The following is a 17,890-nucleotide window of genomic DNA, read 5'->3' as shown; positions in this document are numbered from 1 at the left end:
CTCGCGGTTCCATGGCAGCACACTGCACACAGGTCGTCGTAGAGATGCAGAGGGAGCGGTAATGGAAGCGGTAACGGGCACGATCAAATCCTATAGCCGGAAAACCGGGGAAGGCTTGATTGCACTGGATGGCGGCGATGAGCCGGTGCAGGTGGATCTCAAAAGTTCGTGCGGGGTTTGGTTGAAAACGGGCCTGCGCGTGCAATTCGCGAGGATCCATCGGCCCAAGGGCATCTTCGCGTCGCATATCAAGATTATCTAGCGACCCGTGCGGGTCATGGAACCCGATGTAAGGAGAGCGGCAATGGCAACAGGCACAGTGAAGTGGTTTAACGCGGAGAAGGGGTTTGGTTTCATTACTCAGGATGGGGGCGGGTCTGACGTGTTCGTTCACTTTTCAGCCATCGTCAGTGAAGGGTTCAAGACCCTTGAAGAAGGTAAAAAAGTAAAGTTCGACGTCGCTCAGGGGGCGAAAGGGCCACAGGCCGAAAAGGTCGAAGTTCTCTAGGCCGTTTATTGCTCGCGCCTGCGCAAGAGCGCAGGGGCGAGCAGTGCAGTCCAGCACGCGCTCGGCCCTTAACCTTCCGACCTCAATAAACTGCGCAATACCCGGCGCGCCTTCTCGTTGTGACCCTTCCAGACCAAGAGCGAAATCGCAGGGGCAACCCCAAATATTGTCGGAATTGCCTCGTTAGCAGCAGAGGCACACAGATCCAACTGTGGGAGCGGGCTTGCTCGCGAAAGCGGTGGTTCAGCTGGACTATCGCTGACTGACACACCGCCTTCGCGAGCAAGCCCGCTCCCACAGTTGAACCGATTTACACCCGGTAGGCGCGGTCGTTTGTTCGGTGATCTGAGCCTCAATGCAAAAGTTGGAAGGCTTCTTGCAATACCGCCTCCAGGACGCGCTTCAGCGTCAAAACTTTGCTTCAAGGAACACGAGGAATACCGGTGGTAGATCGCTCTCAAATGCTCAACACGGCCCGTGGCACCCTGACTGATCTGTCGCGGGGCAACCTGGGTGTGCCGTTGTTGTTGCTGGTGATGCTGGCAATGATGATGTTGCCGATGCCGCCGTTCCTGCTCGACGTGTTTTTTACCTTCAACATTGCCCTGTCCGTCGTCGTGCTGCTGGTCTGCGTGTACGCCCTGCGGCCGCTGGATTTCGCGGTATTCCCCACCATCCTGCTGATCGCGACCCTGCTGCGCCTGGCGCTGAACGTGGCGTCCACGCGGGTGGTGATGCTCCACGGCCAGGACGGCCACGCCGCCGCCGGTAAGGTGATCCAGGCGTTCGGTGAAGTGGTGATCGGCGGTAACTACGTGGTCGGTATCGTGGTGTTCGCGATCCTGATGATCATCAACTTCGTGGTGGTGACCAAGGGCGCCGGGCGGATTTCCGAGGTGAGCGCGCGCTTTACCCTCGACGCGATGCCCGGCAAACAAATGGCGATCGACGCCGACCTCAACGCCGGCCTGATCGACCAGGGCCAGGCCAAGGCCCGCCGTCTGGAAGTGGCCCAGGAAGCCGAGTTCTACGGTTCCATGGACGGTGCGAGCAAGTTCGTGCGCGGTGACGCCATCGCCGGCCTGTTGATTCTGTTCATCAACCTGATCGGCGGCATGGCGGTTGGTATCTTCCAGCACGGCATGACCTTCGGCGATGCGGGCAAGGTCTACGCCTTGCTGACCATCGGTGACGGTTTAGTGGCGCAATTGCCATCACTGTTGTTATCCACAGCCGCCGCGATCATGGTGACCCGTGCTTCGGGCTCCGAAGACATGGGCAAGCAGATCAGCCGCCAGATGTTTGCCTCGCCCAAGGCGCTGGCCGTGGCTGCCGGCATCATGGCGATCATGGGCATCGTGCCGGGCATGCCGCACATCTCGTTCCTGAGCATGGCGGCCATGGCCGCCGGCGGTGCGTACCTGTTCTGGCGCAAGCAAAACCAGGTCAAGGTCCTGGCCCAGCAGGAAATCGCCCGCCAGCAGGACCTGCTGCCGTCGCCGGCCCGCGCCCAGGAAACCAAAGAGCTTGGCTGGGATGACGTGACCCCGATCGACATGATCGGCCTGGAAGTCGGCTACCGCCTGATTCCGCTGGTGGACCGCAACCAGGGCGGCCAATTGCTGGCGCGGATCAAGGGCGTGCGCAAGAAGCTGTCCCAGGACCTGGGCTTCCTGATGCCGACCGTGCACATCCGTGACAACCTCGACCTGGCCCCCAGCGCCTACCGCCTGACCTTGATGGGCGTGATCCTTGCCGAAGCCGAGATTTACCCCGACCGCGAACTGGCGATCAACCCCGGCCAGGTGTTCGGCACGCTCAACGGCATAACCGCCAAAGATCCGGCTTTTGGCCTGGAAGCGGTATGGATCGAAGTCAGCCAGCGCAGCCAGGCGCAATCGCTGGGTTACACCGTGGTAGACGCCAGCACGGTGGTCGCCACGCACCTCAATCAGATCCTGTACAAGCATTCCCACGAGCTGATCGGCCACGAGGAAGTCCAGCAATTGATGGGTTTGCTGGCCAAGGCCTCGCCAAAACTGGCCGAAGAACTGGTGCCGGGCGTGCTCTCGCTGTCGCAATTGCTCAAGGTGTTGCAGGCCTTGCTCGCCGAACAGGTGCCGGTGCGCGACATTCGTAGCATCGCCGAGGCCATCGCGAACAATGCCGCCAAGAGTCAAGATACCGCCGCGCTGGTGGCGGCGGTACGGGTCGGATTGTCCCGTGCAATCGTGCAAAGCATTGTAGGGATTGAGTCTGAGCTGCCTGTGATCACCTTGGAGCCAAGGTTGGAACAAATATTGCTCAATAGTATTCAGAAGGCGGGACAAGGCCAGGAAGAGGGCGTTCTGCTGGAGCCAAGCATGGCGGAAAAACTGCAGCGTTCTTTGATTGAAGCCGCGCAGCGCCAGGAAATGGCGGGTCACCCGGTGATTCTGCTGGTGGCGGGCCCGGTCCGCGCGATGTTGTCGCGGTTTGGACGTCTGGCAGTGCCGAATTTGCACGTTTTGGCTTATCAGGAAATTCCTGACAACAAGCAAGTGACTATTGTCGCGACAGTAGGGCCCAACGGCTGAGGTAGTGGGTTATGCAAGTTAAGCGTTTTTTCGCCGCCGATATGCGTCAGGCCATGAAACTGGTACGTGATGAGCTGGGCGCCGATGCCGCGATTATCGGAAACCGTCGTATTGCCGGCGGTGTCGAGCTGACGGCTGCCCTGGATTACACCCCCTCGGCGCTGGCGCCGCGTGTGCCGAACATGGAGCTCGAAGACGAGCTGCGCAAGACGGCCTCGCGGATTGTCTCGGCCCAGGCTGAATTGAGCATGCGTGGCGACAGCGATGCCAGCACCAACCGCCAGTTGTTCGCCGGCCTGCCGCTGACCGCTGCCGAGCCGCTGGTTGAACCGACATTCAAAGAACCGCCACGTCCTGCAGCGCCGGCCCCGGCTGCCGCAGTTGACCAGCGCGTGTTCGACTCGATGCGCTTTGAGCTCAACGGCCTGCGTGAGCTGCTCGAAGTGCAGCTGGGCTCGCTGGCGTGGAACCAGTTGCAAGGCAGCAAACCGCAACAAGCCAACCTGTGGCGTCGCCTGCAACGCATCGGCCTGTCTGGCCCGTTGTCCCGCGACCTGCTGGCGCTGACCGCCGAAGTTGAAGAACCACGCCAAGCCTGGCGCATGTTGCTGGCGCACTTGGCACGCATGATCGTGACGCCGGAAATCGAACCCCTGGAAGAGGGCGGTGTGATTGCCATGGTCGGCCCGGCCGGCATGGGCAAGACCACCACCCTGGCCAAGCTGGCAGCGCGTTATGTGCTCAAGTACGGCGCGCAGAATATCGCGCTGGTGAGCATGGACAGCTACCGCATTGGCGCCCAGGAGCAGCTCAAGACCCTGGGCCGCATCCTCAATGTGACGGTGACCCACGTTGACCCGGGCCAGTCGCTGGCCAACGCCCTCGACCCGCTGCTGCGCAAGCGCGTGGTGCTGATCGACACCGCCGGCCTGCAAGCCAGTGACCCGGCGCTGCGCATGCAGCTCGAAAGCCTGGCCGGGCGTGGCATCAAGTCAAAAAATTACCTGGTGCTTGCAACCACCAGCCAGAAACAGGTTCTTACCGCTGCATATCACAGCTACAAGCGTTGCGGCCTGGCCGGTTGCATCCTCACCAAGCTCGATGAAACCGCGAGCCTGGGTGAAGTGCTGAGCCTGGCCATCAGTCATGAATTACCGGTCGCCTACCTGACCGACGGGCCGCGGATCCCGGATGATCTCCATCTGCCGCGCCGTCATCAGTTGGTCAGCCGTGCCGTCAGCGTGCAAATGCAAGAAGAGCCTAGCGAGGAAGCGATGGCCGATATGTTCGCCGACCTTTACCACAACCCCGCCAAGCGGGTCGGTTAAGGCCAGGATGAACACCATGAAATGTATCTACATCGATGGTCTGCAAGCGATTCACGCGGCCAAGCCATGTAGCCTGCGTCTAAGCAAGACAAGGTAAAGAAATAAAATGGGCAGCATGCATCCCGTACAGGTGATCGCGGTGACCGGCGGCAAAGGTGGCGTCGGGAAAACTAACGTGTCAGTGAATTTGTCCCTGGCCCTGGCAGAGCTTGGCCGTCGCGTCATGCTGCTGGATGCTGACCTGGGCCTGGCGAACGTCGACGTTCTGCTGGGGCTGACACCCAAACACACCCTTGCCGATGTGATCGAGGGCCGCTGCGAGCTGCGCGATGTGCTGCTGCAAGGCCCCGGTGGCATTCGCATCGTGCCGGCCGCCTCGGGCACCCAGAGCATGGTGCACCTGAGCCCGGCGCAGCACGCCGGCCTGATCCAGGCGTTCAGCGATATCGGCGACAACCTCGACGTGCTGGTGATCGACACCGCCGCCGGCATCGGCGAGTCCGTGGTCAGCTTCGTGCGCGCCGCCCAGGAAGTGCTGCTGGTGGTCTGCGACGAACCCACCTCGATCACCGACGCCTACGCCCTGATCAAACTGCTTAACCGTGACTACGGCATGAACCGCTTCCGCGTGCTGGCCAACATGGCCCAAAGCCCGCAGGAAGGACGCAACCTGTTCGCCAAGTTGACCAAGGTCACGGATCGCTTCCTGGATGTCGCCTTACAATATGTAGGCGCAGTTCCCTATGACGAGTGTGTACGCAAGGCTGTGCAAAAGCAGCGTGCGGTCTACGAAGCGTTCCCTCGTTCGAAGTGCGCGCTGGCGTTCAAGGCTATTGCCCAGAAGGTCGATACTTGGCCGTTGCCCGCCAACCCTCGGGGGCATCTGGAGTTTTTCGTCGAGCGATTGGTGCATCAGACGAGCGCGGGACCTGTGCTATGACATCCAGCGGCTACAACCTTTACAAAAAGTCGGCGCGTGACAGCCAGGGCGAATTGATCGAGCGCTATGCGCCCCTGGTCAAGCGCATTGCCTATCACTTGCTGGCACGCCTGCCGGCCAGCGTACAGGTCGAAGACCTGATCCAGGCCGGCATGATCGGTCTGCTCGAAGTGTCGACCAAATACGACGCGAGCAAAGGCGCGAGTTTCGAGACGTATGCGGGTATCCGTATCCGTGGCGCGATGCTCGATGAGGTGCGTAAAGGGGATTGGGCGCCGCGCTCGGTACACCGCAACACGCGAATGGTCAGTGACGCAATTCGCGCAATTGAAGCAAAAACCGGTCGTGACGCTAAAGATCATGAAGTTGCGGCCGAACTCCAATTGAGTCTCGACGATTACTACGGGATTTTGAACGATACCTTGGGCAGCCGCCTGTTCAGTTTCGACGACCTGTTGCAGGACGGCGAACACGAAGGGCTGCACGAGGACGGCGCGAGTGCTCATCTCGAACCGTCACGCGACCTGGAGGACGAACGTTTCCAGGGCGCGCTGGCGGAAGCGATTGCCAATTTGCCGGAGCGTGAGCGACTGGTGTTGGCGCTGTACTACGACGAAGAGCTGAACCTCAAGGAAATCGGTGAGGTCCTGGGGGTCAGCGAATCGCGTGTCAGCCAGTTGCACAGCCAGTGCGCAGCCCGCTTGCGGGGGCGATTGGGAGAGTGGCGCGCGCGCTGACAGGCAGTGTGGGGACACTGCAGACGCTACCGCGAAGGCTTCATGCCTTCGCGGGTTCGTACCGTGGTGCCCTGGGCAGTCCTTTTTGTGTAACGCCTGTTGATTGAAATGGCGCGTCCAGGTGCTGGGCGCGTTTAAGACTGCTTGGAGGTCGAATTGGACAAGAACATGAAAATCCTCATCGTTGATGACTTCTCAACGATGCGGCGGATCATAAAAAACCTGTTGCGTGACCTTGGGTTCACCAACACGGTCGAGGCGGATGACGGCATTACGGCGATTCCGATCCTCAACAGCGGGAGCATCGACTTTCTGGTAACCGACTGGAACATGCCGGGCATGACCGGTATCGACCTGCTGCGTCACGTGCGCGCCGATGAAAAACTGCGCAGCCTGCCTGTGTTGATGGTGACCGCCGAAGCCAAGCGTGAACAGATCATCGAAGCCGCCCAAGCCGGGGTAAACGGCTACGTGGTCAAGCCATTCACTGCACTGGCCTTGAAAGAGAAGATTGAAAAAATCTTCGAACGCATCGGTCATTGATGCTGCCACGGGGGCGCTATGGAGCATAAAGAAACGTCGCAGGGAGACTTTGAGTCGACCCTGAAAAAGCATGCTCACCAGTTGGTCGAAAGCCTTGAAAAAGGCCACTTCGGCGACGCGGTGCAGTTGATCCATGAGCTTAACCAGACCCGTGACCGCGGCCTGTATCAGGAAGTGGGCAAGCTCACGCGCGAGCTGCACAGTGCGATCGTCAATTTTCAGATTGACCCGCACATGCCCCAGGCCGAAGAAATTTCGCAAATCACCGATGCCACCGAACGCCTGTCCTATGTGGTCAGGCTGACTGAGGCGGCTGCCAACCGCACCATGGACCTGGTGGAAAACGCCACGCCGCTGGTCAATGGCATGGCCACCGACGCTCAGGCGCTCAGCGTTGACTGGGGCCGCTTCATGCGTCGTGAAGTGGGGGCTGAAGAGTTTCGTGAATTGGCGCGTCGGGTTGACGCTTTTCTGTCACGCAGCGAGCAGGAAAACCGCACGGTTTCCAGCAACCTCAATGACATTCTGCTGGCCCAGGATTACCAGGACCTCACCGGTCAGGTGATCAAGCGCGTGACCCAATTGGTCACCGAAGTGGAAAGCAACCTGCTCAAACTGGTGCTCATGGCCGGCCAGGTAGACCGTTTTGCCGGTATCGAACATGACCGCGAAGCGATCCTCTCGGAAAAAGATCCAAAAAAACATCTCGCCAAGGGTGAAGGTCCGCAGATTCATGCCGATAAACGTGAAGACGTTATGTCAGGTCAGGATGACGTAGATGACCTGTTATCCAGTTTAGGCTTCTAAGGAGCACCCACATGAGCTTCGGCGCCGATGAAGAAATCCTTCAGGATTTCCTTGTAGAGGCCGGCGAAATTTTAGAGCAACTGTCCGAGCAACTGGTCGAGCTGGAAAGCCGACCGGATGATGCGAACCTGCTCAATGCAATTTTTCGCGGTTTTCACACTGTAAAAGGGGGCGCCGGCTTCCTCCAGCTCCATGAGCTGGTGGAGTGCTGTCACATCGCCGAGAACGTGTTCGACATCCTGCGCAAGGGTGAGCGGCACGTCGACTCGGAACTGATGGACGTGATTCTCGAAGCACTGGATGCGGTCAACGGCATGTTCAGCGAAGTGCGCGAACGTGCACCGATCACTGCGGCCACGCCCGAACTGCTGGCCGCCCTGGCACGCCTGGCAGAACCGGCCACGTCGGCGGCACCTGTGGCAGCGGCGCCTGAGCCGGTTGTCGAGGCTGAGCCGGATGTGACCGACAGCGAGTTCGAGCAGTTGCTCAACTCCCTCAGTGCGGTGAAGGCCGAAGCTGAAGCACCGCAAGCGCCCACTGCGCCTGCAGCGCCGACCAGCGAAGACATTACCGACGCCGAGTTCGAATCGCTGCTCGACCAATTGCATGGCAAAGGCCAGTTCGCCGCCGACGCCGTGGCACCTGCCGCTGCGCCGCAAGCACCGGCGGCGTCTGCCAACACCGACATTACCGACGACGAATTCGAAGCGTTGCTCGACCAGTTGCATGGCAAAGGCACCTTTGCGGCCGAAGCCTTGCCGGAAGTCGCCGCCACCGCCGCCACCGCCGCCGCGCCTGCCGCCACGGCAGAACCGGCAGAGCCGGCTGGCGACGGGCTGATCTCCGATCACGAATTCGAAGCCTTGCTGGATGAATTGCACGGCAAAGGCAAGTTCACCGAAGTGGCCCCGGCCGCCGCGGCGACCGCCACCCCGGTAGCGGCGAAACCCGCGCCAGCCAAAGCCGCCGCACCGGCCGCCGCCAAACCCGCTCCAGCCGCCCCGGCGCCTGCACGGGCTGGTGCGGCGCCGGTGGCCGAGAAGCCTGCCAGTGAAGCTGAAACCACCGTACGGGTTGATACCGCACGCCTGGACGACATCATGAACATGGTCGGCGAACTGGTGCTGGTGCGTAACCGTCTGGTGCGCCTGGGCCTGAACAGCGGTGATGAAGCCATGCAAAAGGCCGTGTCGAACCTCGACGTGGTCACCGCTGACTTGCAGACCGCCGTGATGAAAACGCGGATGCAGCCGATCAAGAAAGTCTTCGGCCGCTTCCCGCGCCTGGTTCGCGACCTGGCGCGCCAGCTCAAGAAAGAAATCAACCTGGAACTGGTGGGTGAAGAAACCGACCTCGACAAAAACCTGGTCGAGGCCCTGGCCGATCCGCTGGTCCACTTGGTGCGCAACGCCGTCGACCACGGCGTCGAAACCCCGGAAGAACGCGAAGCCTCGGGCAAGTCCCGCAACGGCAAGGTGATTCTGGCGGCCGAGCAAGAAGGCGACCATATCCTGCTGTCGATCACCGATGACGGCAAAGGCATGGACCCGACGATTCTGCGCAATATCGCGGTCAAGCGTGGCGTGATGGACAAGGACGCCGCCGACCGCCTGACCGACACCGAGTGCTACAACCTGATCTTCGCCCCGGGCTTCTCGACCAAGACCGAGATTTCCGACGTGTCTGGCCGTGGCGTGGGCATGGACGTGGTGAAGACCAAGATCAGCCAGCTCAATGGCTCGATCAACATTTACTCGACCAAGGGCCAAGGCTCGAAGATCGTCATCAAGGTGCCGTTGACCCTGGCGATCATGCCGACCCTGATGGTGATGCTGGGCAACCAGGCGTTCGCCTTTCCGCTGGTCAACGTCAACGAGATCTTCCACCTCGACCTGTCGCGCACCAACGTGGTGGACGGCCAGGAAGTGGTGATCGTGCGCGACAAGGCGTTGCCGCTGTTCTACCTCAAGCGCTGGCTGGTGGCTTCGGCCAAGCATGAAGAGCAGCGCGAAGGCCATGTGGTGATCTTGTCCGTGGGCACCCAGCGCATCGGCTTTGTGGTCGATCAACTGGTCGGCCAGGAAGAAGTGGTCATCAAGCCGTTGGGCAAAATGCTGCAGGGAACCCCGGGCATGTCGGGTGCGACCATCACCGGTGACGGTCGGATCGCGCTGATTCTCGATGTTCCGAGCATGCTCAAGCGTTACGCCGCACGGCGTATTTGATTCTGGTGGGGCTTGGGCGGTAATGCCCGCCCCGCCTAACGGAGTGTTTATGGCAGTCAAGGTCCTGGTGGTGGACGATTCGGGTTTCTTCCGCCGCCGCGTCTCGGAAATTCTTTCCGCCGATCCAACGATCCAGGTGGTCGGCACGGCCACCAACGGCAAAGAAGCGATTGATCAAGCCATTGCGTTGAAGCCGGACGTGATCACCATGGACTACGAGATGCCGATGATGGATGGCATCACGGCTGTTCGGCACATCATGCAGCGCTGCCCGACTCCGGTGTTGATGTTCTCCTCGCTCACGCACGAAGGCGCCCGGGTCACCCTGGATGCGCTGGACGCGGGTGCCGTGGACTTCCTGCCGAAGAATTTCGAAGACATCTCGCGCAACCCCGAGAAGGTCAAGCAGATGCTGTGCGAGAAGGTGCACAGCATTTCGCGCAGTAACCGTCGCAGCCTGTCCAGTGCGCCGGCGCCGGCCCCGGTGGCAGCGCCTGCTGCGCCGACGTCGTCGTTTGCGCGCCCGGCACCTGCGCCCGTGGCACGCCCTGCGGCGCCGCCGGTGCGCGCCGCTGCACCGAGCGCGCATTCGCCTGCGCCCAAGCGCAAAGCCTACAAGCTTGTCGCTATCGGCACCTCTACCGGCGGCCCGGTGGCCTTGCAGCGGGTATTGACCCAACTGCCGGCCAACTTCCCTGCGCCGATCGTGCTGATCCAGCACATGCCCGCGGCCTTTACCAAAGCGTTCGCCGAGCGCCTGGACAAGCTGTGCCGCATCAGCGTCAAGGAAGCCGAGGATGGCGACATCCTGCGTCCTGGCCTGGCGCTGCTGGCTCCGGGCGGCAAGCAGATGATGGTCGATGGTCGTGGCGCGATCAAAATCCTGCCGGGCGATGAGCGCCTCAACTACAAGCCGTGCGTGGACATCACCTTCGGATCTGCGGCGAAATCCTACGGCGACAAAGTTCTGGCGGTGGTGCTTACCGGCATGGGCGCCGACGGCCGTGAAGGCGCGCGCCTGCTCAAGCAGGGCGGCAGCGCCATTTGGGCCCAGGACGAAGCCAGCTGCGTGATCTATGGCATGCCCATGGCCATCGTCAAGGCTGACCTGGCCGACGCCGTCTACAGCCTGGACGACATCGGCAAGCATCTGGTGGAGGCCTGCCTCTGATGGATGTCTTGAGCCTGATTGGCATCACCATGGCGTTTGTCGCGATTATCGGCGGCAACTACCTTGAAGGCGGCCACCTTGGCGCCTTGGCCAACGGCCCGGCGGCACTGATCGTGATCGGCGGCACAGTGGGCGCCGCGTTGCTGCAATCGCCCCTGAGTTCGTTCAAGCGCGCCATGCAGATTCTGGTGTGGATCATTTTCCCGCCACGCGTCGACCTGCCAGGCGGCATCGACCGCGTGGTCAACTGGAGCCTCACCGCCCGCAAGGAAGGCCTGCTGGGCCTGGAAGGCGTGGCCGATGCCGAGCCCGACAGCTACGCGCGCAAAGGCCTGCAATTGCTAGTTGATGGCGCGGAACCGGAGGCGATCCGCAGCATCCTCGAGGTGGATTTCTACACCCAGGAAAGCCGCGACATCAACGCCGCCAAAGTCTTTGAAAGCATGGGCGGCTACGCGCCGACCATCGGCATCATTGGTGCGGTGATGGGCTTGATCCACGTGATGGGTAACCTGGCCGACCCGTCGCAGTTGGGCAGCGGCATTGCCGTGGCGTTTGTCGCCACCATCTACGGCGTGGCGAGTGCCAACCTGGTGTTGCTGCCGGTGGCGAGCAAGCTCAAGTCGATTGCCATGCGCCAGTCGCGTTACCGCGAAATGTTGCTGGAAGGCCTCTTGTCGATTGCCGAGGGTGAAAACCCGCGCTCCATCGAATTGAAGCTTCAGGGCTTCATGGATTGATGGGCATGCTTTGTGTAGGAGGGAGTTTGTGAGCCGTCGCCGCCGCGAGCCTGAAGAGCACGTCAACCATGAACGCTGGCTGGTGTCCTACGCCGACTTCATTACCTTGCTGTTCGCGTTTTTTGTGGTGATGTACTCCATCTCGTCGATCAACGAAGGCAAGTACAAAGTCATTTCCCAGGCGCTGATCGGCGTGTTCAACGACGCCGACCGTGCCCTCAAGCCGATCCCCATTGGCGAAGAGCGGCCCAAGACCGTGACCCCGGCCAAGCCGCTGGTCAACGACAGCGACGAAACCGCCGCCGGCATCGGTGGCACCAGCGACCCGCTCAAAAGCATTGCCGATGACATCAGCGCTGCGTTTGGCGACCTGATCAAATCCAACCAGATGACTGTGCGCGGCAACGAGTTGTGGGTGGAAATCGAACTGAACTCCAGCCTGCTGTTCGCCAGCGCCGATGCGATGCCGAGCGACCAGGCGTTCACCATCATCGACAAGGTGGCGGCGATCCTCAAACCGTTTGAAAACCCGATCCACGTGGAAGGCTTTACCGACAATTTCCCGATTGCGACTGCGCAGTACCCGACCAACTGGGAACTGTCGTCGGCGCGCGCCGCAAGCATCGTGCGCATGCTCGCGATGCAGGGCGTGAATCCTGGTCGGCTGGCGTCGGTGGGCTACGGCGAATTCCAGCCGGTGGCCAATAACGCCACCGCCGAAGGCCGCGCGCGCAACCGTCGCGTGGTGCTGGTGGTGTCGCGCAACCTGGATGTACGCCGCAGCCTGACCGGCACCGGCACGGCCAATGCAACACCGGATGCGGCACTGAAGCGGGCTGGCACACAAACTGCTACGCCAACCGTTAAGCCGTCGGTTCGTCAGAGCGCCGTCAATTCTCCGTCACCGGCTCAATAACTTATGCAATGTCTCGGTCGCGCCATCGCCTGCCGGGAGGAACCAACCGAATGAGAGTCTGGGCAGTTGCCAATCAAAAGGGTGGAGTCGGCAAGACCACCACCTCCATCGCTTTAGCCGGCTTGCTGGCCGAGGCGGGCAAGCGTGTGGTCGTGGTCGACCTCGACCCGCATGGCTCGATGACCAGCTATTTCGGCTACGACCCGGATGCGCTGGAACACAGCTGCTACGACCTGTTCCTGCACAAAGGCAGCGTGCCGGCCGACTTGCCGGGGCAATTGCTGCTGCCCACCAGTAACGAAAGCATTTCCCTGCTGCCGTCCAGCACTGCGCTGGCGACCCTGGAGCGTCAGTCGCCGGGGCAGAGCGGTTTGGGCCTGGTGATCGCCAAGACCCTGGCGCAGCTGTGGCAGGACTTCGACTACGCGATCATCGACAGCCCGCCGCTGCTGGGCGTGCTGATGGTCAACGCCTTGGCGGCCAGCCAGCAGTTGGTGATCCCGGTGCAGACCGAGCACCTGGCGGTCAAAGGCCTGGAGCGCATGGTCAGCACGCTGGCGATGATTAACCGTTCGCGCAAGCAGGCGCTGCCGTTCAGCATCGTGCCGACGTTGTTCGACCGTCGTACCCAGGCGTCCCTTGGCACCTTGCGGGTATTGCGCGATGCCTACCCGGACACCATCTGGAATGGCTACATCCCGGTCGACACGCGCCTGCGTGACGCCAGCCGCGCAGGCCTGACGCCTTCGCAGTTCGATGGCAAAAGCCGTGGCGTGCTGGCGTACCGCGCGTTGCTCAAGCATTTGCTGTCGCAACAGCTTGTGGCGCAGGTGGCGTGATGAACCGTCCCGTTGAATTCAAGACCCGGCCGCAACTGGCGCTGGAATCCTACCTGGATGCCCTGCTGCAGGACGCGACCGAAGAGGAACTGCCGGAACCGATTCTGGTGCTTGAACCGGTTGTAGAGGCCGAAGGCACGCTGGATGAGTTCCAGTTGGCAGTGCTCGAAGAACAAGCCCGCGATGCATACCTCGTGCCTGTGGTTGAGCCGATAGCGCCGATTGCGCCGGCGGTCGTGGCGCCCGTGGTGGTCGAGCCGGTGGTGGAAGTCCACCTGCCGCCGAGCATCACGCCGCCGCCAGTCACCGCGGATGGTCGCCCGGCGTGGGCCGCCGAGCCGTTCGAATGCCTGTTGTTCGACGTCGCCGGGTTGACCCTGGCGGTGCCGCTGGTGTGCCTGGGCTCGATCTATTCGCTGGAAGGTCAGGAGCTGACGCCGCTGTTCGGGCAACCGGAGTGGTTTCTCGGCATCCTGCCAAGCCAGGCCGGTAACCTCAAGGTGCTGGACACCGCACGCTGGGTCATGCCCGACCGTTACCGCGATGACTTCCGCCAGGGTTTGCAGTACGTGATTTCGGTGCAGGGCTACGAGTGGGGGCTGGCGGTGCATCAAGTCAGCCGCTCGTTGCGCCTGGACCCCAATGAAATCAAATGGCGCAGCCACCGGGGCCAACGGCCGTGGTTGGCCGGCACCGTGATTGAACACATGTGCGCGTTGCTCGATGTCGCCGAGCTGGCTGAGTTGATCGCCAGCGGCGCGGTAAAAGCGATGCCACAGAACAAACGCAGTTGATTGAACAATAAGGCCCGCATGCAAGTGCGGTCAGCGAAGTACATACGCCGTGAAAACGGTATTTGAAGGGGTCCGAGGAATGAACAAGTCAGCATCCGCACAAGGTTTGGTCGATGATCCAATCCTGCAATGGGTAACCTTCAAACTGGACAACGAGTCCTACGGCATCAACGTGATGCGCGTGCAGGAAGTGTTGCGCTACACCGAGATCGCGCCGGTACCGGGTGCGCCGAGCTACGTGCTGGGCATCATCAACCTGCGCGGCAACGTGGTGACCGTGATCGATACCCGCCAGCGTTTTGGCCTGGTGCCGACCGAGGTTAACGACAACACGCGTATCGTCATCATCGAAGCCGACAAGCAGGTGGTCGGGATCATGGTCGACAGCGTGGCCGAAGTGGTTTACCTGCGCCAATCGGAAGTGGAAACCGCGCCGAACGTGGGCAACGAAGAATCGGCCAAGTTCATCCAGGGCGTGTGCAACAAGAACGGCGAACTGCTGATTCTGGTTGAGCTGGACAAGATGATGAGCGAAGAAGAATGGCAGGACCTGGAGAACATCTGATTGTTTTTTGAAGCGGCGGTGATTGTCCTGGCCCTGTTGTGGGCCGGGACCGTGGCGTTCCTGCTGCGCTATATGCGCCAGCAACGCGAATTGGCCCAGCAACAGGCCGAGCGCGATGCCGTGCGTGACCGGCGCATTCTTGACCTGGTCAAGCGCGTGGATCACTTCCAGCAGACTGCGGTAAAGGTCGGGGACGAGTTGCATGAACTGCGCGCGATTCTCGGGCCGCTGCCGGACAAGCTGGCGCAGATCGAACAACGCGACCCTTCGAGCCTGTCGTTCGCCCAGGCGGCGAAGCTGGTGGGCATGGGCGCGACCGTGGATGAGCTGACGCAGTCGTGTGGCTTGACCCAGGCTGAAGCGCAATTGATGAGTAAGTTGCACAAAAGCTGACGTAGGTTGCTGCACCTGTCCGACGTTGCGGGCTGGCTTTCCTGTAGGAGCTGGCTTGCCTGCGATGCGGACACCTCGGTACACCAGGCGCACTCGATAGGTGCCGCCTGACATTTGCGCCGCGGCCTGGGACGGATTACAGGGTGCAGGCGAGCATTTACGCCGACTGTTCAATCCAGCTGCATGAGCTGTCTGCCGACGGCAAGCGATGGGATGTCGTAGATCCTGTGCCCAACGGCAAGGTATCGATGTGCAAGGCGATGGATAACTTCCAGGCGGCCAATAAATTTGCGTCCCCGATGGCTTTTTTCTCTCCGGCCAATGTCCACATCCTTCAAGCACCTTTGAACCCAGGAGAATCCCCGCATGACCACCCCCAAGGCACTGTTGATCCTGCACGGCAAGCAAGCCCTCAACGAGGATGTGCGCGCCGCCGTGCAGGCCCGTCGTGAGCAGGGCTGGGAGCTGGCGGTGCGGGTCACTTGGGAGGGCGGCGACGCCCAGCGCATCGTCAATGAGGCCCTGGCCGACGGCTATACCCACCTGATCGCCGGCGGTGGCGACGGCACCTTGCGCGATGTGGCCGAAGCCATGGCGCTGGCCAAGACCGACGCCAGCCTGGTGCTGATGCCGTTGGGCACCGCCAATGATTTTGCCCGCGCCGCCGGCGTTCCGCTGCAGCCTGCGCACGCGCTGGCGCTGCTGGACGTACCGCCCAGGGCCATCGACCTCGGCCAGGCCGGCGGGCAAATGTTCCTCAATATGGCCACCGGCGGGTTTGGCAGCCAGGTCACGGCCAATACCTCCGAAGACCTGAAAAAAGTCCTCGGCGGCGCGGCCTACCTGTTCACCGGGTTGACGCGTTTCAGTGAACTGAAGGCCGCCTATGGCGAGCTGGAAGGGCCGGGCTTCCATTGGAAGGGCGACCTGCTCGCGCTGGGGATCGGCAACGGTCGCCAAGCGGGCGGCGGGCATGTGCTGTGCCCTGGCGCGTTGGCCGACGACGGCTTGCTGGATATCAGCATTCTGCCGGCACCTCAGGAGGTGGTTGGCACGCTGATGACCCTGATGAGCGACGGCTGGGGCCTGGACAACATGTTTGTGCGCGCGCGCCTGCCGTGGGTCGAGATCAAGGTGGCCGAAGGGCTGTACATCAACCTGGACGGTGAACCGTTAAAAGGCGATGACCTGCGGTTCTCTGCACTGCCCAAGGCCTTGCGTGTGCACCTGCCGCTGAATTCGCCGCTAATCGTCCAGGCTGATGATCTGCTCGCGAACGGCGAATAGCACCAGGCCCGCCACGTCGAATATCTGCAGGCGCTTCATGATTTGCGAGCGATGCGCCTCCACGGTCTTGATGCTCAGGCCCAGGCCGTGAGCGATCTCCCGGGTGGATTTGCCGCGCACGATCAGGCGCAGGATTTCCAGCTGGCGCGCCGTGAGGTTGTGGCTGTGGGCGACGGGGGAAGTGGGACCCTGGCTGCGGATCAGCGCCTGATTGATCACGGTGTGGGCAATCGCCGGGCTCAGGTAGCGTTCGTTGTTGCTCAAGGCGAGCAGGGCGTGTTCCAGCTCGTTGGCGGTGGTGTCCTTGAGCAGGTAGCCATGGGCGCCGGACTCCAGCGCCCGCATGATCAGCTCCGGGTCGGTGTGCATCGACAGGATCAGCACTTTGCTTTTGGGGTAGGCCGCCTTGAGTTGCTGCAATGCGTCCAGGCCGCCGACGTGCTTCATCGACAGGTCCAGCAGCACGATATCCGGCTGCAGTGCACTGAATTTTTCCAGTAACTGCGCACCATCATTGGCTTCACCGATCACGGTGTAGCCGGGAATATCCTGGATCAGCGCGCGTACGCCGGCCCGAATCAGTGCGTGGTCATCCACCAGAAGTAAATTGCAGGTCACTCGAGAACCTTAGGGGAACTGGCCCGTTCGAGGGCGCGCGGCGCCCAGGGGAAAAGTGCGTCGATCCGGGTCCCTTTGCCAGGCTGGCTGTTGACGGACAAAGTGCCCCCTAACTGATCTATCCGCTCGGACATGCCGGCCATGCCCCGTTGGCCTTCCAGGCCGGGGTTGATGGCAGGCGAGAAGCCCTGGCCGTCATCGCAGATCATCAGCGACAGGCCTTCGGGCAGGCGTTGCAGGCGCACCAGCAAGTTGTGCGCCTGGGCATGGCGAAGCATGTTGGTCACCGCTTCCTGGGTGATCCGAAAGGCCGCCACGGCCATCTCTTCGGGAATACCGGTCAGCCGTTGCTGGCATTCCAGGCTCCAGTGCACCGGGGTGTTTTCCAGGGTCTTGAGCAGGTGCGCGCGCAGGCTGGCTTCCAAGCCCAGGCTGGCCAGCTGCCTGGGGTTGAGAATGGCCGAGACGTCGCGCACTTTGGCCAGGGTTTCATTCAAGGTGTTGCACAGCACCGTGCACTGGCTTTGCAGGTCTGGCGGCAAGCGGCGCTTGAGCCATTCGCTTTGCAGCTTGGCGGCAGTGAGCAACTGGCCGATGTCGTCATGCAATTCGCGGCTGAGGCGATGCCGTTCGTTTTCCTGTACTTGCAGCAAGCGATCGGCCAATTCCTGCGGCTGGAATTTTATCGATTTGCGCGAGCGCCACTGTTGCACGCCCACCACCAGCAACGTGGCCAGGTTGAGCAAAGGGATCAATAACGGCAACGGCGCGGAACGGGTATAGGCCCACAGGCTGACCAGCAATGAGCAAAGGCACAGGGCGAGAACGATGCGGCGGGCATTGCTGCGGGACACGGATCTTGCGATGAGTGACTTTAAGCTGGCGTACATAGCGGATGGAGCC

19 protein-coding genes are annotated in these 17,890 nt (G+C 61.5%); 17 read left to right on the top strand and 2 right to left on the bottom strand.

All coding sequences use genetic code 11. The features are described from left to right. The first annotated feature begins 61 nt into the window (after positions 1-61). The 17 genes from AB5I78_RS20650 (at position 62) to yegS (ending at position 16,369) form a co-directional block, all read left to right on the top strand. On the top strand, positions 62-262 hold the full coding sequence (locus AB5I78_RS20650; protein ID WP_145158865.1) for a cold shock domain-containing protein: 201 nt from the start codon (positions 62-64) through the stop codon (positions 260-262). Between the two features lie 42 nt (positions 263-304). Then, positions 305-508, top strand: coding sequence for a cold-shock protein (locus tag AB5I78_RS20645; protein WP_145158863.1), 204 nt, complete (start codon positions 305-307; stop codon positions 506-508). 461 nt (positions 509-969) lie between these two features. Beyond that, complete coding sequence (gene flhA, locus AB5I78_RS20640) at positions 970-3,084, top strand: flagellar biosynthesis protein FlhA (RefSeq protein WP_197629768.1); 2,115 nt, start codon at positions 970-972, stop codon at positions 3,082-3,084. Between the two features lie 11 nt (positions 3,085-3,095). Continuing rightward, the gene (gene flhF / locus AB5I78_RS20635) at positions 3,096-4,412 is read left to right on the top strand and encodes a flagellar biosynthesis protein FlhF (protein WP_106576470.1); all 1,317 of its coding nucleotides are present in this window, start codon (positions 3,096-3,098) and stop codon (positions 4,410-4,412) included. A 106-nt stretch (positions 4,413-4,518) separates the two neighbouring features. Next, on the top strand, positions 4,519-5,352 hold the full coding sequence (fleN, locus tag AB5I78_RS20630) for a flagellar synthesis regulator FleN (RefSeq protein ID WP_003192912.1): 834 nt from the start codon (positions 4,519-4,521) through the stop codon (positions 5,350-5,352). Then, positions 5,349-6,089 carry an RNA polymerase sigma factor FliA gene (gene fliA, locus AB5I78_RS20625; RefSeq protein WP_016973417.1) on the top strand — a complete coding sequence of 247 codons (741 nt, stop codon included), beginning with the start codon at positions 5,349-5,351 and terminating at the stop codon, positions 6,087-6,089. The genes fleN and fliA overlap by 4 nt, the downstream gene beginning before the upstream one ends. A 168-nt stretch (positions 6,090-6,257) precedes the next feature. Further along, entirely contained in the window at positions 6,258-6,632 is a 375-nt protein-coding gene (locus AB5I78_RS20620) for a chemotaxis response regulator CheY (protein ID WP_005790040.1), read from the top strand. 18 nt (positions 6,633-6,650) lie between these two features. Further along, positions 6,651-7,439 carry a protein phosphatase CheZ gene (locus AB5I78_RS20615; protein ID WP_145158861.1) on the top strand — a complete coding sequence of 263 codons (789 nt, stop codon included), beginning with the start codon at positions 6,651-6,653 and terminating at the stop codon, positions 7,437-7,439. 11 nt (positions 7,440-7,450) lie between these two features. Further along, on the top strand, positions 7,451-9,664 hold the full coding sequence (locus AB5I78_RS20610) for a chemotaxis protein CheA (RefSeq protein WP_369301251.1): 2,214 nt from the start codon (positions 7,451-7,453) through the stop codon (positions 9,662-9,664). Positions 9,665-9,713: 49 nt separating this feature from the next. Beyond that, on the top strand, positions 9,714-10,835 hold the full coding sequence (locus tag AB5I78_RS20605) for a chemotaxis response regulator protein-glutamate methylesterase (protein ID WP_145158858.1): 1,122 nt from the start codon (positions 9,714-9,716) through the stop codon (positions 10,833-10,835). Then, on the top strand, positions 10,835-11,575 hold the full coding sequence (locus AB5I78_RS20600; RefSeq protein WP_145158855.1) for a flagellar motor protein: 741 nt from the start codon (positions 10,835-10,837) through the stop codon (positions 11,573-11,575). The genes AB5I78_RS20605 and AB5I78_RS20600 overlap by 1 nt, the downstream gene beginning before the upstream one ends. A gap of 28 nt (positions 11,576-11,603) precedes the next feature. Then, positions 11,604-12,491 (top strand): flagellar motor protein MotD, encoded by an 888-nt coding sequence (motD, locus tag AB5I78_RS20595; protein ID WP_145158853.1) that lies wholly within the window; start codon positions 11,604-11,606, stop codon positions 12,489-12,491. A 50-nt stretch (positions 12,492-12,541) separates the two neighbouring features. Then, positions 12,542-13,330 carry a ParA family protein gene (locus AB5I78_RS20590; RefSeq protein WP_014719332.1) on the top strand — a complete coding sequence of 263 codons (789 nt, stop codon included), beginning with the start codon at positions 12,542-12,544 and terminating at the stop codon, positions 13,328-13,330. Then, positions 13,330-14,124: a CheW domain-containing protein gene (locus tag AB5I78_RS20585; protein ID WP_369301249.1), complete on the top strand. Its 795-nt coding sequence runs from the start codon at positions 13,330-13,332 to the stop codon at positions 14,122-14,124. The genes AB5I78_RS20590 and AB5I78_RS20585 overlap by 1 nt, the downstream gene beginning before the upstream one ends. A 79-nt stretch (positions 14,125-14,203) precedes the next feature. Then, positions 14,204-14,689, top strand: a complete 486-nt coding sequence (locus tag AB5I78_RS20580; RefSeq protein WP_106576477.1) for a chemotaxis protein CheW — start codon at positions 14,204-14,206, stop codon at positions 14,687-14,689. Beyond that, positions 14,690-15,082, top strand: a complete 393-nt coding sequence (locus AB5I78_RS20575) for a DUF2802 domain-containing protein (RefSeq protein WP_369301247.1) — start codon at positions 14,690-14,692, stop codon at positions 15,080-15,082. A gap of 366 nt (positions 15,083-15,448) precedes the next feature. Beyond that, entirely contained in the window at positions 15,449-16,369 is a 921-nt protein-coding gene (yegS, locus tag AB5I78_RS20570; protein ID WP_106576480.1) for a lipid kinase YegS, read from the top strand. Here the strand turns inward: yegS and AB5I78_RS20565 are convergent. Together AB5I78_RS20565 and AB5I78_RS20560 are read right to left on the bottom strand one after the other, a co-directional pair. Next, positions 16,328-16,987, bottom strand: coding sequence for a response regulator (locus AB5I78_RS20565; RefSeq protein ID WP_369301245.1), 660 nt, complete (start codon positions 16,985-16,987; stop codon positions 16,328-16,330). The genes yegS and AB5I78_RS20565 overlap by 42 nt on opposite strands. Continuing rightward, positions 16,984-17,877, bottom strand: a complete 894-nt coding sequence (locus tag AB5I78_RS20560; protein WP_369301244.1) for a sensor histidine kinase — start codon at positions 17,875-17,877, stop codon at positions 16,984-16,986. Before AB5I78_RS20560 ends, AB5I78_RS20565 begins: the two co-directional genes overlap by 4 nt. Positions 17,878-17,890 lie beyond the last annotated feature (13 nt).

This window comes from Pseudomonas sp. N2-3-1-14 (assembly GCF_041228395.1).
GTDB lineage: Bacteria > Pseudomonadota > Gammaproteobacteria > Pseudomonadales > Pseudomonadaceae > Aquipseudomonas.
The sequence above is the reverse complement of the archived record's forward strand: the minus strand, read 5'-3'. Positions and strand labels throughout refer to the sequence as shown.

Excerpts from the sequence above, each read along its gene's own strand:
- AB5I78_RS20650 (WP_145158865.1), top strand. The coding sequence starts at position 62 with ATGGAAGCGGTAACGGGCACGATCAAATCCTATAGCCGGAAAACCGGG.
- AB5I78_RS20645 (WP_145158863.1), top strand. The coding sequence starts at position 305 with ATGGCAACAGGCACAGTGAAGTGGTTTAACGCGGAGAAGGGGTTTGGT.
- flhA (WP_197629768.1), top strand. The coding sequence starts at position 970 with ATGCTCAACACGGCCCGTGGCACCCTGACTGATCTGTCGCGGGGCAAC.
- flhF (WP_106576470.1), top strand. The coding sequence starts at position 3,096 with ATGCAAGTTAAGCGTTTTTTCGCCGCCGATATGCGTCAGGCCATGAAA.
- fleN (WP_003192912.1), top strand. The coding sequence starts at position 4,519 with ATGGGCAGCATGCATCCCGTACAGGTGATCGCGGTGACCGGCGGCAAA.
- fliA (WP_016973417.1), top strand. The coding sequence starts at position 5,349 with ATGACATCCAGCGGCTACAACCTTTACAAAAAGTCGGCGCGTGACAGC.
- AB5I78_RS20620 (WP_005790040.1), top strand. The coding sequence starts at position 6,258 with ATGAAAATCCTCATCGTTGATGACTTCTCAACGATGCGGCGGATCATA.
- AB5I78_RS20615 (WP_145158861.1), top strand. The coding sequence starts at position 6,651 with ATGGAGCATAAAGAAACGTCGCAGGGAGACTTTGAGTCGACCCTGAAA.
- AB5I78_RS20610 (WP_369301251.1), top strand. The coding sequence starts at position 7,451 with ATGAGCTTCGGCGCCGATGAAGAAATCCTTCAGGATTTCCTTGTAGAG.
- AB5I78_RS20605 (WP_145158858.1), top strand. The coding sequence starts at position 9,714 with ATGGCAGTCAAGGTCCTGGTGGTGGACGATTCGGGTTTCTTCCGCCGC.
- AB5I78_RS20600 (WP_145158855.1), top strand. The coding sequence starts at position 10,835 with ATGGATGTCTTGAGCCTGATTGGCATCACCATGGCGTTTGTCGCGATT.
- AB5I78_RS20590 (WP_014719332.1), top strand. The coding sequence starts at position 12,542 with ATGAGAGTCTGGGCAGTTGCCAATCAAAAGGGTGGAGTCGGCAAGACC.
- AB5I78_RS20585 (WP_369301249.1), top strand. The coding sequence starts at position 13,330 with ATGAACCGTCCCGTTGAATTCAAGACCCGGCCGCAACTGGCGCTGGAA.
- AB5I78_RS20580 (WP_106576477.1), top strand. The coding sequence starts at position 14,204 with ATGAACAAGTCAGCATCCGCACAAGGTTTGGTCGATGATCCAATCCTG.
- yegS (WP_106576480.1), top strand. The coding sequence starts at position 15,449 with ATGACCACCCCCAAGGCACTGTTGATCCTGCACGGCAAGCAAGCCCTC.
- AB5I78_RS20560 (WP_369301244.1), bottom strand. The coding sequence starts at position 17,877 with ATGTACGCCAGCTTAAAGTCACTCATCGCAAGATCCGTGTCCCGCAGC.